The sequence below is a fragment of the Roseobacter sp. AzwK-3b genome (assembly GCF_000170875.1).
Lineage (GTDB): Bacteria > Pseudomonadota > Alphaproteobacteria > Rhodobacterales > Rhodobacteraceae > Roseovarius > Roseovarius litoreus.
The window spans coordinates 250,374-263,175 of the sequence record NZ_ABCR01000001.1 but is presented as its reverse complement, the minus strand read 5'-3'; the positions used below and the strand labels follow the sequence as shown (position 1 = coordinate 263,175).

General features: G+C 64.1%; 11 protein-coding genes. 6 read left to right on the top strand and 5 right to left on the bottom strand.

Annotated elements, in window-relative coordinates; all coding sequences use genetic code 11:
- Positions 1 to 14: 14 nt before the first annotated feature.
- From pta to RAZWK3B_RS01085, 5 genes are all read right to left on the bottom strand, one after another.
- The gene (gene pta, locus RAZWK3B_RS01105) at positions 15 to 1,025 is read right to left on the bottom strand and encodes a phosphate acetyltransferase (protein WP_050774149.1); all 1,011 of its coding nucleotides are present in this window, start codon (positions 1,023 to 1,025) and stop codon (positions 15 to 17) included.
- Between the two features lie 22 nt (positions 1,026 to 1,047).
- Positions 1,048 to 2,829, bottom strand: coding sequence for a sulfoacetaldehyde acetyltransferase (xsc, locus tag RAZWK3B_RS01100; RefSeq protein WP_007811410.1), 1,782 nt, complete (start codon positions 2,827 to 2,829; stop codon positions 1,048 to 1,050).
- A 108-nt stretch (positions 2,830 to 2,937) separates the two neighbouring features.
- The gene (gene pdxR, locus RAZWK3B_RS01095) at positions 2,938 to 4,401 is read right to left on the bottom strand and encodes a MocR-like pyridoxine biosynthesis transcription factor PdxR (protein WP_007811409.1); all 1,464 of its coding nucleotides are present in this window, start codon (positions 4,399 to 4,401) and stop codon (positions 2,938 to 2,940) included.
- A gap of 261 nt (positions 4,402 to 4,662) precedes the next feature.
- Positions 4,663 to 5,265 carry a HupE/UreJ family protein gene (locus RAZWK3B_RS01090; protein ID WP_007811407.1) on the bottom strand — a complete coding sequence of 201 codons (603 nt, stop codon included), beginning with the start codon at positions 5,263 to 5,265 and terminating at the stop codon, positions 4,663 to 4,665.
- Between the two features lie 183 nt (positions 5,266 to 5,448).
- Positions 5,449 to 6,831: an aminotransferase family protein gene (locus RAZWK3B_RS01085; protein ID WP_037294926.1), complete on the bottom strand. Its 1,383-nt coding sequence runs from the start codon at positions 6,829 to 6,831 to the stop codon at positions 5,449 to 5,451.
- Between the two features lie 406 nt (positions 6,832 to 7,237).
- Between RAZWK3B_RS01085 and RAZWK3B_RS01080 the strand changes: the two genes are divergently transcribed.
- The 6 genes from RAZWK3B_RS01080 (at position 7,238) to RAZWK3B_RS01055 (ending at position 12,769) form a co-directional block, all read left to right on the top strand.
- On the top strand, positions 7,238 to 8,236 hold the full coding sequence (locus tag RAZWK3B_RS01080) for a taurine ABC transporter substrate-binding protein (protein WP_007811403.1): 999 nt from the start codon (positions 7,238 to 7,240) through the stop codon (positions 8,234 to 8,236).
- Between the two features lie 79 nt (positions 8,237 to 8,315).
- Positions 8,316 to 9,125 carry a taurine ABC transporter ATP-binding protein gene (locus tag RAZWK3B_RS01075; RefSeq protein WP_007811401.1) on the top strand — a complete coding sequence of 270 codons (810 nt, stop codon included), beginning with the start codon at positions 8,316 to 8,318 and terminating at the stop codon, positions 9,123 to 9,125.
- A complete protein-coding gene (locus RAZWK3B_RS01070) occupies positions 9,122 to 10,387 on the top strand; it encodes an ABC transporter permease (RefSeq protein WP_007811399.1) in 1,266 nt (421 codons plus the stop codon). Before RAZWK3B_RS01075 ends, RAZWK3B_RS01070 begins: the two co-directional genes overlap by 4 nt.
- 119 nt (positions 10,388 to 10,506) lie before the next feature.
- On the top strand, positions 10,507 to 11,109 hold the full coding sequence (locus tag RAZWK3B_RS01065; protein ID WP_007811397.1) for a LysE family translocator: 603 nt from the start codon (positions 10,507 to 10,509) through the stop codon (positions 11,107 to 11,109).
- 24 nt (positions 11,110 to 11,133) lie between these two features.
- Positions 11,134 to 11,751, top strand: a complete 618-nt coding sequence (locus tag RAZWK3B_RS01060; RefSeq protein ID WP_007811395.1) for a hypothetical protein — start codon at positions 11,134 to 11,136, stop codon at positions 11,749 to 11,751.
- Between the two features lie 55 nt (positions 11,752 to 11,806).
- Positions 11,807 to 12,769, top strand: a complete 963-nt coding sequence (locus tag RAZWK3B_RS01055) for an acetyl-CoA carboxylase carboxyltransferase subunit alpha (RefSeq protein ID WP_007811394.1) — start codon at positions 11,807 to 11,809, stop codon at positions 12,767 to 12,769.
- Positions 12,770 to 12,802 lie beyond the last annotated feature (33 nt).

The window sequence follows — 12,802 nt, the reverse complement described above, 5'->3', positions numbered from 1 at the left end:
GGCAATCGTCCCTGTCATGACCGGTCCAGCGCCTGAAGAACCGTCACGGCGATCATCTGCGTCACGTCCTCGGCCACGCAGCCTCGCGACAGATCGTTGGCCGGTTTGACCAGCCCCTGAAGCACCGGGCCGATCGCTGAATATCCCCCCAGCCTCTGGGTCATCTTGTAGCCGATATTGCCTGCATCGAGATCGGGGAAGATCATCACGTTGGCCTGTCCCGCGATGGTCGAGCCCGGCGCTTTGGTCGCGGCCACGGATGGGACGAAAGCTGCATCGAACTGCAATTCCCCGTCGGCGTCCAGATCCGGATGCTTTGTACGCAGATGATCGAGAGCCTCGGTCACCTTGCTCACACGCGGGTGCCTGGCACTGCCCTTTGTGGAAAACGACAACATCGCCACTTTCGGATCCTCGCGCAGCAAGGTCCGGCAAGAGCGCGCCGACGCCGCCGCGATCGAGGCAAGCTCGATGGGGTTCGGATCGATCACAAGCCCGCTGTCGGAATAGACCATCGCGCGGGCATGGGGCGTCGCATTGCTTGGCGGGTACATCAGAAAGAAACTGGACACGAGAGCCGCATCCGGCGCCTTGCCGATGACCTGCAGCGCCGCTCGGACCACATCCGAGGTCGTCGCGACCGCGCCGCCCACCGTACCGTCGGCGTGACCTTCGCGCACCAACATGGCGGCAAAGACAAGCGGGGACAAAACCGCCTTGCGCGCAGCCTCGGCATCAATGCCCTTGTGGCGGCGCAAGTCTTCGAACACAGCGACAAACCCGTTCGTCAGGGGAGAGGTCGCAGGATCTTCGACCGAGACGCCATCGCCCTCCTTGGCACCCTGGGCCTCCAATTCCTTCCGCACGGCCGCCGCATCCCCGACAAGGATGACATCGGCAAGACCCTGTCTTTGCGCGGCCAGCGCCCCCGCGACGATGCGGGGGTCACTGCCTTCGCTCAAAGCGATCTTGCAACGGGTCGCAAGCGCCTGTGACAGCAACAACTCAGAAGGTGTTCGTGTCATGCGCTTGCCCCTGTCTTTTGCGTTACGCGACCTTCTGGGGACGCATATCGTCCGGGCTGATTCCTGCGACGGCGACGGGTTTTTTCATGGCGTCGCGGCGGAAGGGTTCGCCGAGTTCCTGGTTGATCATGGCTTCGATGAGGGTTGTGGTGCCGTTCTCCATCTGGTCCTTGATCGCCTGGTTCAGCGCGTCGGTGAGCTCGTCCATGGTGCGCGCGACGACGCCCTTGAGGCCGCAGGCCTTGGCGATGCCGGCGTAGCTCACGTCGTCGTCAAGCTCGGTGCCCACGAAATTGTCGTCGAACCACAGGGTCGAGTTGCGCTTTTCCGCGCCCCACTGGTAGTTGCGGAACACGATCTGGGTGATGCCGGGCCATTCGCTGCGCCCGATCGCCGTCAGTTCGTTGACCGCGATGCCGAAGGCGCCGTCGCCGGCAAAGCCCACCACCGGCACGTCGGGGCGGCCGATCTTGGCGCCGACGATCGCCGGAAGGCCATAGCCGCAGGGACCAAAGAGGCCCGGTGCGAGGTATTTGCGGCCCTCTTCGAAGGACGGATAAGCGTTGCCGATGGCGCAGTTGTTGCCGATATCCGAGCTGATGATCGCCTCGCGCGGCAGGGCGGACTGGATCGCGCGCCAGGCCATGCGCGGGCTCATCCAGTCGGGCTTGGCCTCACGGGCGCGCTCGTTCCAGCTGGTGCCGGGATCGTCGTCCTCGTGGTCCATGCTGCTGAGCTGCTGCGCCCATTTGCTCTTGGTTTCGGCGATCCGGGCGCGGCGTGCGTCACGGCCCTCGTCCCCGGCGCTGTCCGACAGCTGCCCCAGAATGCCGCGGGCCACCTTGGCGGCGTCGCCGATGATGCCGACGCTGACCTTCTTGGTCAGACCGATCCGGTCGGGGTTGATGTCGACCTGGATGATCTTGGCGTCCTTGGGCCAGTAATCCATGCCATAGCCCGGCAGGGTCGAGAACGGGTTGAGGCGCGTGCCGAGGCAGAGCACCACATCGGCGTCCTTGATCAGCTCCATCGCCGCCTTCGAGCCGTTATAGCCAAGCGGGCCGGCAAAGAGCGGATGCGAGCCGGGGAAGGCGTCATTGTGCTGGTAGCCGACGCAGACCGGCGCATCGAGCCGCTCGGCCAGCGCCTGGGAGGCGGCGATGCCGCCCTCCGAGAGCACCACGCCGGCGCCGTTGAGGATGACGGGGTTGCGCGCCTCGGAGATCAGGCGCGCGGCCTCGGCCACCGAGTTCTCGCCGCCCGGCGAGCGCTCGAACTCGATCGGGTCGGGCAGCTCGATATCGATCACCTGGGTCCAGTAGTCGCGCGGGATGTTGATCTGCGCGGGCCCCGAGAGGTTCTTGGCCTTCGAGATGACGCGGGCCAGCACTTCGGCCATGCGCGAGGGATCGCGGACCTCTTCCTGGTAGGCGACCATGTCCTCGAACAGCTTCATCTGCTCGACTTCCTGGAAGCCGCCCTGACCGATGGTCTTGTTGGCGGCCTGCGGTGTGACCAGCAGGAGCGGCGTGTGGTTCCAATAGGCGGTCTTGACGGCGGTGACGAAGTTGGTGATGCCCGGGCCGTTCTGGGCGATCATCATGCTCATCTTGCCGGTGGCGCGGGTGTAGCCATCCGACATCATCCCGGCGCTGCCTTCATGGGCGCAATCCCAGAACGTGATCCCGGCCTGCGGAAACAGATCCGATATCGGCATCATCGCCGACCCGATGATCCCGAACGCATGCTCGATCCCGTGGCGTTGAAGGGTTTTGACAAAGGCCTCTTCGGTCGTCATCTTCATCGGTATTTCTCCTGCACATGAGACGGGGCCGGGGGTCCGGCGTGGGCGGAAATTAGGCCGGGGGGGGATTTGGCAGTAGGGCCAGAATTGGCGGTGCGATAATGCCAGTCACCGAAGATGCGCCAACTCCTCGGCCAGAATGGCGATCCCTTCGGGAATCCGCTCGGACGGGATCGAGGAATAGGCCAGCCGGTAGTAATCCTGAGGGGCGTTCGGGCCACGAAAAAAAGGCCGTCCAGGCTCGATCAGGACGGAGCGGGCCCGCAGGCGGGCGTCCAGCTCTTCGGTGTTCACACCTTCGGGCGCGCGCATCCAGATCGACGAGCCGCCGAAGACGCCACGCCCCTCGACATCGAGGCCGTGCTGGCCAAGCGCCTCTTCCATGACCTTGCGGCGACGGGCGAAGACCTGCCCCATGCGCCGGATCAGGCTGTCATAATGCCCGAGGCTGAGAAAATAGGCCGCCGTGCGCTGAATATGGCCGGGGGGATGGCGCAGCACGCTGGCGCGCAGCGCCCGGCATTCGCGGATGAACTGGCGCGAGCCGACCAGATAGCCAAGCCGAAGCCCGGGAAAGATCGACTTGGAAAAACTGCCGACATAGATCACCCGACCATCGGTATCGAGGGATTTGAGCGCCGGAAGCGGCGAGCGCAGGAACGAGATTTCGAACTCGTAATCGTCTTCGACGATCAGGGCGTCCATCTCGCGGGCCTTGTCCAGAAGGGCGCGCCGCCGGTCCATCGGCATGGTCGCATTGGTGGGCGCCTGATGGCTGGGCGTGGTGAAGATCACATCGGCATGGGCGGGCAGATCGGCGGGCGGCAACCCGTCACGATCCACATCGACCGAGGCCAGATAACAGCGCGACTGGGTCAGGATATCGCGCAGCGCATGATAGCAGGGCTCTTCGATGGCGGCGGTGCGCCGCTGCGTCAGCAGAACCTGCGCGGTGAGCCAGAGCGCGTTCTGCGCCCCCATGGTCACAAGCACCTCGTCGGGCTGGGCAAGGATGCCGCGCCGGGGCAGGGTATGGCGCAGGATGAATTCGATCAGCTTGGGGTCGTCCTGATCGTAATAGTCGGTGGTCAGCGCCTGAAAGTCCTTTTGTCCAAGGGCTTGCAGCGCACAATGCCGCCAGTTCGCATGATCGAACAGCGTCGGATCGGTCTGACCGTAGATGAAGGGATAGCGGTAGCGCGACCAGTCCTGCGGCTTTTCTGGCGTGCTGCCGCCGGTGTAGCGCCGGCCAAGGGCGCGCGACCAGTCGATTGTATCGCCACCGACATGACGGGCATCGAATTGTGGCGGCTCGGGTGCGTTGTCGGACACGAAATAGCCGGAGCGGTCGCGCGATTCGAGATACTCGCTGGCCTGCAGTTCGGTATAGGCGAGGGTCACGGTGATCCGGCTGACACCGAGATGCCTGGCCAGTTTGCGGGAGCTTGGCAGCTTTTCACCCTTGCGGAATCGGCCCGAGAGGATGCCCTCGGCGATCATCTGCTGAATCTGCGCCTGAAGCGTGCCTTCGGCGTTGGGATTGAGGAAAAAGGTTTCGACCGAGATTGCCATGCTGCCAGACTATACTGGACTTATCGCGCTGGCAATCTGGTCTGATCACGGGCGCGTGGCACGGATGCAGGCCGCGAATCGGTGATATCGATTTGATTAACAACGAAAAACCCGCTTCGGTATAACGTCGGTATAACGTCGGTATCGCGTCGGTATCGGCACCGCAAAAGGCCAAGGTTAACAGGACGAACGCAAGGGTCCGTCCTGTTTGACCGCTGTTTGGTACGAAACTTTCCCCGGATCGCGCCCGGATCTGGCGGATCAGCCCAAGGCGATGACGGCGCCTGCAAGGCTGGTCATGCCGCCAAGGACGCGGACCAACAGCCCGGACCCGTTTTGCAGGGCGCGGGCAAAAAGAAGGGCGATCACCAGCCCGACCGCGTGCAGACCTGCGGTGGCCAGTGCGAACCCTGCGCCGAACTGCATCGCCGCCGCGCTGCCCAGTTCGCCACCATGGGCGTGCCCGTGAAACAGCGCCAAGACGGCGACAGCCGCCATGGCCCAGCCTGTTGCTGGGCGCAGCGCCAGCGCAACCACCACGCCCAGCAGGATAATCGACGCAAGGATCATCGGTTCCACGAAGGGCAAAGGCAGACCGGTAAGGGCCAGTCCGAACCCGATCAGCATGGCGCTTACGAAGGCCGAGGGCACCTGCCAGATGGCGCGCCCGCCGATCTGTGCGGCCCAAAGGCCGACGGCGATCATGGCGAGCACATGATCGAGGCCGAAAAGCGGATGGGTCACGCCGGCGAGGAATGAGCCGTATTCCCCCGGTGGCAGATGTGCTGCAGCGGGTGTGGCGGTCAAGAGCGTGGCCATGACTGTGGCCAAGAGCGGGGCGGAAAGCAGGATACGCGGGGACATGTGGCTCCTTGATGGGTCAGCCGGCGCCTCGGGATGAGTCGCGCCTAGACTAAGGACAGCACCTGCCCGGTGAGAATGCAAGGCGCGAGGCACATGCCCAAGGGGCAAGGCCCCGCACAAAAAAGCCCCGGCGGTGTAACGCGCCGGGGAGTAGGGAAGAGGTGGCGTGAACCCGTGTTCCGTTCAGCCGAAGACTTTGGTCAGTGCCTTGTCGGTTGCCTCGACGATCTGGTCGATATCGCTTTTGGTGGCGATCAGGGCGGGCGAGTAGCACAGGGTGTTGTTGAAGCCCGGGATCGAGCGGTTGGTCACGCCGATCACCACGCCTTGCGCCATGCAGTCGGCGACGACGGCCTGAGCCTGCTTTTCGGGCACCGGTTCCTTGGTGCTGCGGTCGGCGACCAGTTCGGCGCCGAGGAACAGCCCCTTGCCGCGCACCTGACCGATCACGGCATGCTTGTCCTGAAGCGCGCGCAGCTGGTCGATCATGTAGTCGCCCATGGCCACGGTGTTGTCCAACAGCTCTTCTTCTTCGATGATGGCCATGTTTTCGAGCGCCGCTGCCGGGCCTGCGGTGCAGCCCCCGAAGGTCGAGATGTCGCGGAAGTAATCGAGCGGGTCGGTCATGTCCTCCTTGAACATGTCGAACACCTTTTCGTTGGTCACGCAGCAGGCGATCGCGGCATAGCCCGAGGCGACGCCCTTGGCCATGGTCACGAAATCGGGCTCGACGCCGTAATGCTGGTAGCCGAACCATGTGCCGGTGCGCCCGATGCCGCAGACGACCTCGTCGATATGCAGCAGGATGTCGTATTTGCGGCAGATCTCCTGCACGCGGGGCCAGTAGCCGGGCGGAGGCGTGATGACGCCGCCACCTGCGGTGACCGACTCGAGGCAGAGGGCGCCGACGGTATCGGGGCCTTCGGCGAGGATCACCTCTTCGATGGCGTCGGCGGCGCGGATGCCGTAATCCTCGCCCGAAAGATCCCATTGCGCGCGGTATTCAAGGCAGTGCGGGACGCGCACGAAGCCGGGGGCGAAGGGGCCATACTGGGCGTTGCGCTCGTCCTGACCGCCGCAGGACATCGTGCCCAGGGTGGAGCCGTGGTAATCGCGGTCGCGGTAGAGGATCTTGTATTTCTTGCCGCCATAGCGCTTGTGGGCGATCTGGCGGACCATCTTGAAGGCTTTCTCGTTCGCCTCGGAGCCGGAATTGGTGTAGTAGACGCGGCTCATGCCGGGCATCTTCGAGATCAGCTTTTCCGAGAACAGAGCGCCGGGGATCGAGCCTGCGGAGCCGGCGAAATAGTTCAGCTTGATGAGCTGATCCCGCACGGCATTGGCGATGCGCTCGCGGCCATAGCCGACATTGACGGTCCAGACGCCGCCCGAGACGCCGTCGATATGTTCCTTGCCGTGCTGGTCCCAGACGCGCATGCCGCGGCCCTCGACGATGATGCGCGGCTCGCCGGTCTCGAAGGTCTTGTGCTGCATCAGGTGATGCCAGACATGGGCGCGGTCGGCCTCGACGATTTTGGCGATGTCGTTCGGCAGTGTTCCGTCCATCATGGGGTTCTCCATCGGGTTGGGTCCGGCGTATCGTAAAAGGCACGATGCCGGGGCCAGTCGTGTTCATGGCAATCACTACAGCCCCGAATCCCGGATTACGGATAGGGCCAGTTCGAGCCTTTGATTATTGCCAAAAACGGCGTTTGATGAAAGTGCATGTGATTCAATATGAGAATTTTCGCTGAATTTCCGTCCAACTTGGCGGGATGACAGTTTCCGAAAACCTGAAATAGCGCTTTTGGCTGCATAAAACCGTTGAACGGAATCCCATTATCGGGTCGGATCGGGATGCACTGCGATATACTGGTCCGGCGTCTGTGACACGGATCATGGTCGCATGGCCGCCGTCAGGTGGCACGGCGGAAAGAAAAGAAAAGCGAAAACCAACGGGAGATGACGAAACATGACACTCAAGACCAGACTGATGGCAGCGGTGGCCGGCTCGGCGATGCTGGCTGGAGCGACAGCTGCGAGCGCCGAAGAGATCACGGTTGGCTACTTCCTCGAATGGCCGATGCCGTTCCAGTATGCCAAGGTGATGGGCACCTATGACGAGGCGCTGGGCATGACCGTCAACTGGCGCGCCTTCGACACCGGCACCGCGATGAGTGCTGCAATGGCCTCGGGCGATGTGCAGCTGTCGGTGAGCCAGGGCGTGCCGCCCTTCGTGGTGGCCACGAGCGCGGGTCAGGATCTTCAGATCGTCGACGTGGCCGTGTCCTATTCGGACAACGACAACTGCGTGGTGGCCGAGGCGCTCGAGATCGACAAGACCAATGCCGCCGAACTGGCGGGCAAGAAGGTCGCCGTGCCGCTGGGCACCGCGGCGCATTACGGTTTCCTCAAGCAGATGAACCATTTCGGCGTTGATGTCGGATCGCTCGACGTGGTCAACATGGCGCCGCCCGAGGGGGCCGCCGCGATCGCGCAGGGTGCGGTCGACATGTTCTGCGGCTGGGGCGGAAGCCTGCGCCGCGCCAAGGAGCACGGCAATGTGCTGCTGACCGGCGCCGAGAAGGAAGAGCTGGGCATTCTGGTGTTCGACGTGACCAGCGGACCGTCGGCCTTTGTCGCGGAAAATCCCGATGTCGTCGCGGCCTTCCTCAAGGTGACGGGCGATGCCAACGCGATGTGGGCGGACCCGGCCAATCGCGACGAGATGCTGCCCGTGATCGCCAAGGACAGCGGTATGGACCTTGAGGCTACTGCGGCCACGATCGACACCTTCGTGTTCCCGTCGGTCGACGAGCAGATGACGGCCAAGTGGCTGGGTGGCGGCGCGCAGGAGTTCATGAAGGGCGTCGCGGACGTCTTCGTGGAAGCCGGCAGCATCGATGCGGCGCTGGAAACCTATGAAAGCAACGTGAACACAGGCCCGCTTCAGCAAGCGCAGGGCATGTAATCACGCAGGTTGCAAAGCGGGCCCGGGCGGTTGTCGTCCGGGCCCGCAGTCTTTCACAATTTCAAAGAACGGGGGCGGAATGTCGACGCTATCCATCGAAAACATTTCGATGCGTTTCGATCTGCCGAACGGGAGCCATGTGCAGGCTCTCAAGGACGTGACGCTTGAATTGCAGAGCGGCGAATTGATGAGCGTTCTTGGCCCGTCGGGCTGTGGCAAGACCACGCTGCTCAACATTCTGGCCGGATTTTTGGCGCCGACCGAGGGGCGCATCATGCTGGACGATCATCAGGTCAAGGGGCCGGATGCGGAACGCGGCATGGTCTTTCAGCAGGGCGCGCTGTTCGAGTGGATGAGCGTGCGCGACAATGTGAGCTTCGGGCCGCGCATGGCCGGTCGCTCGAAATCGGATTACATGGGCAATGTCGATCACCTGCTGGAAGTGGTCGGACTGAAGGATTTCAAGGACAAGGCGGTTTACGAGCTGTCGGGGGGCATGCAGCAGCGGGTCGCGCTGGCGCGGTGCCTTGCCAATGACCCGGACGTGATCTTGATGGACGAGCCGCTTGGCGCGCTGGACGCGCTGACGCGGGAAAAGATGCAAGGGCTGGTCCTCAAGCTGTGGAAAGAGACCGGCAAGACGATCATCCTGATCACCCACTCGGTCGAAGAGGCCCTTTTGCTGGGTGAGCGGCTGTTGGTCATGGCGCCGCGTCCGGGCCGTATCCATCGCGAATACCGCCTGCCGTTCGCCGATGACGGCGTCGGGCGCGATCTGCGCGAGGTCAAGAAGAACCCCGAGTTCGCCCAGAAACGCGAAGAAATCCTGTCGATGATCTGGGACATGGAAGAAGAGATCATGGGCCGCACCGAGGAGACTGCCGGATGATCCTGCTCATCATATATGTCGCGGTTTTCGCCCTGTCGTTCTTTGTGGTGCGCAAGGTGCTGCGCGGGGCGATGACGCGAAGCGATTTCACCTCGCTCAAGACGGTGACATTCGGTGACGAGAGCGCCGTGCGCCCGGACCGCTGGGCCAGTGTCATTTCGGTCGTGACGATATTCCTTTTGTGGGGGGCGTTCACGGGAAGCAAATGGGTGCCGATCCACGCGCCCGGCCCCTTTGTGGGCGAGACGCAGTTCACCTATACGCTGGAAGCGCCCGATGGCACGCGCGATGACGCGACGGTCTATGCGCAGGTGTTCAAGGTCGGCGAAGAGGTCTCGGCGCCCGAGGTCGATCCGGGTGACGGCATTGCCAAGAACGACTCGATCGTTGTGGGAGCATGGCGGTCGGAACTGTTGCTGATGGACCGCAACGACGAGGTGAGCCGCAGCGACGGCGCGCGCGTCGTCGCGATCGACGGCCAGCCCGTCAGCGAAGGCGGGTCGGTCAAGGTGGCCGATGGCACCGTTGTCGTCACCTCGAAAGGCGCGTTGAATTTCAGCCCGGCCAAGGGGATGCAGATGGAGCCGATCTGGCTGCCCGCGCCCGAGGCGGTGGTGAAACGTGTCGGCGAGATCGCAAGCGAGGGCTATCAGAACTTCACCCTGTGGGAGCATCTTTACTGGTCGCTTGTGCGGGTGATCGTGGGCTTCTTCTTTGGCGCGCTGGTGGGCATTCCGCTGGGCTATGCCATGGGGCTGAGCGACTGGTTCCGGGGCTGGTTCGATCCGATCGTGGAATTCATGCGCCCGGTGCCGCCGCTGGCCCTGATCCCGCTGGTCATCATCTGGGCGGGGATCGGCGAGACCGGCAAGATCATCCTGCTGTTCCTTGCGGCCTTGTGGATCATGACCATCGCGGCCCGCGCGGGCGTGTCGGGCGTGGCGATTTCCAAGGTGCACGCGGCCTATTCTCTGGGGGCGAGCAAGTGGCAGTTGATGCGGTATGTCATCATGCCCAACAGCCTGCCCGAGATCTTCACCGGCGCACGCGTCGCGATGGGGGTCTGCTGGGGCACGGTTGTGGCCGCCGAACTGGTGGCCGCCGAAAAGGGCGCGGGCATGATGATTATGGTCGCCTCGCGGTTCCAGCTCACCGATATCGTGCTGATGGGGATCATCCTGATCGGGGTGATCGGCTATGGCATCGATATCCTGATGCGCAAGGCCGAGAAATGGCTTGTGCCGTGGAAAGGCCGCGTCTGATGCGGGATGCGGAGGCATGTGCGCGTCAGGCGTGACCGCCTGTCTTGCAGGGCGGCGCGCATGGCCGAGGCGCAAGAGCGCTGTTGCGGCCCATGAGCCATGCGGCGTAAGGGTGCGCAATGTCGCTTGAATTGCTCACCGCACTTGTCGCCTTTGCCTTTGTCACGGTCATCACACCGGGGCCAAACAACCTCATGCTGATGGCGTCGGGGGCCAATTTCGGGTTTCGCCGCTCGGTGCCGCATATGCTGGGCGTCGGTCTGGGCTTTCCGTCGATGGTGTTCCTTGTGGGCATCGGCGTCATGCAGCTCTTTGATCTGTGGCCGCCGAGTTACCTGATCCTCAAGGTGCTGAGCGTGGCGTATCTGCTGTATCTGGCGTGGAAGATCGCCAATGCCGCGCCGCCGAAAGAGGCGAGGTCCGAGGGGCGCCCGCTGACCTTCGTGCAATCGGCGGCGTTTCAATGGGTCAATCCCAAGGCGTGGTCCATGGCGTTGTCGGCGATCACGCTCTACGCGACGAGCCGGGATCTGACGGCGGTTCTGTGGGTCGCGGGCAGCTATGTGGCGGTGTCGGCGGTCAGCACGACAAGCTGGACGGTGCTGGGCCAGCAAATGCGCCGCCTGCTGAACAGCCCGGCACGGCTGCGGCTGTTCAACCGGGTGATGGCGGGGCTGCTGGTGGCGACGCTGATTCCCGTGCTATGGCCCGGACAAGGGTGATTTCGGATCAAGGGAGAAGGGGCCATGACGCTGACGCTGCTGCACACGGCGGAGATCCACCAGCGGGCGTTCGATGCGCTGCGCGACAGGATTGCGCCGGGAGAGACGCTGCGGCATGTGGTGCGCCCGGATTGGCTGGCACGCTCGCAGGCGGGGGTGCCCGAGGACGTGGCCGAAGAGATCGCGCAGGCCGTGGCGGGCGCGACAGGCGCGGTGCTGTGCACATGCACGACCATCGGACCGGCCGCCGAGGCGGCGGGGGCGCTGCGCGTGGACTGGCCGATGATGCAGGACGCGGCCCGGTCGGGGGGCGATGTTCTCATGGTCTACACGCTCGAGAGCACGCTGGAGCCAAGCCTTGCGCTGCTTGAGCGCGCGCTGGGCGAGGCGGGGCAGGGGGCCGACGTGCACCTGCTGGCGCTGACGCAGTTCTGGCCGCTGTTCGAGGCCGGGGAGCGAGAGGCGTTCGAGGCGGCGATCGCCGGGGGCGTGCGCGATGCGGTGCGCGACATTCCGGGTCTGGGCGCCGTGGTGCTGGCGCAAGGTTCGATGGCGGGGGCGGCGGGGCTTCTGGCGGATCTGGGGATCCCGGTTCTGGCCTCGCCGGAATTGGCATTGGCCTGCGCGCTGGCGGCGAGGTGATTGCAAATCCTCGCGCGGAGGGTCATATAACGCCACGGCAATCCAGGAGTGAGCGATGACCAATTACCTCGACTTCGAAAAGCCTCTGGCCGAGATCGAAGGCAAGGCGGAAGAGCTGCGCGCGATGGCGCGTGCCAACGAGGATATGGATGTCGAGGATGAGGCCGGCGCGCTGGACCGCAAGGCCGAGGCGATGCTGCGCGATCTTTACAAGGATCTGACGCCCTGGCGGAAATGCCAGGTCGCGCGCCACCCCGACCGCCCGCATTGCCGCGATTACATCGAGGCGCTGTTCACCGAATACACGCCGCTGGCGGGGGACCGGAATTTCGCCGACGATCACGCCGTGATGGGCGGGCTGGCGCGACTGAATGATCGCCCGGTCATGGTGATCGGCCATGAGAAGGGCAATGACACGAAAAGCCGGATCGAGCGCAATTTCGGCATGGCGCGGCCCGAAGGCTATCGCAAGGCGATCCGGCTGATGGAAATGGCCGACAAGTTCGGCCTGCCGGTGGTCACGCTGGTCGACACGCCTGGCGCCTATCCCGGCAAGGGCGCCGAGGAACGCGGCCAGTCCGAGGCGATCGCGCGCGCCACGGAAAAATGCCTGCAGATCGGGGTGCCGCTGGTCAGCGTCATTATCGGCGAGGGCGGATCGGGCGGGGCCGTGGCCTTTGCCACGGCGAACCGTCTGGCGATGCTGCAGCATTCGATCTATTCGGTGATCAGCCCGGAGGGCTGCGCCTCGATCCTGTGGAAGGACGCCGAGAAGATGCGCGAGGCCGCCGAGGCGCTGCGCCTGACCGCGCAGGATCTGATGAAGCTGGGTGTGGCTGACCGGGTGATCGACGAGCCGCTGGGCGGCGCGCATCGGGGCCGCGAGGCGACGATCGCGGCGGTCGGCAAGGCGATTGCGGGGATGCTGGCCGATCTGGACGGCAAGGACCGTGAGGCGCTGATCAGGCACCGCCGCGACAAATTCCTGAACATCGGCAGCAAGGGTCTGGCCGCGTAAGCGCGATATCTTGCGGTCCAAGGGTGGCATAGG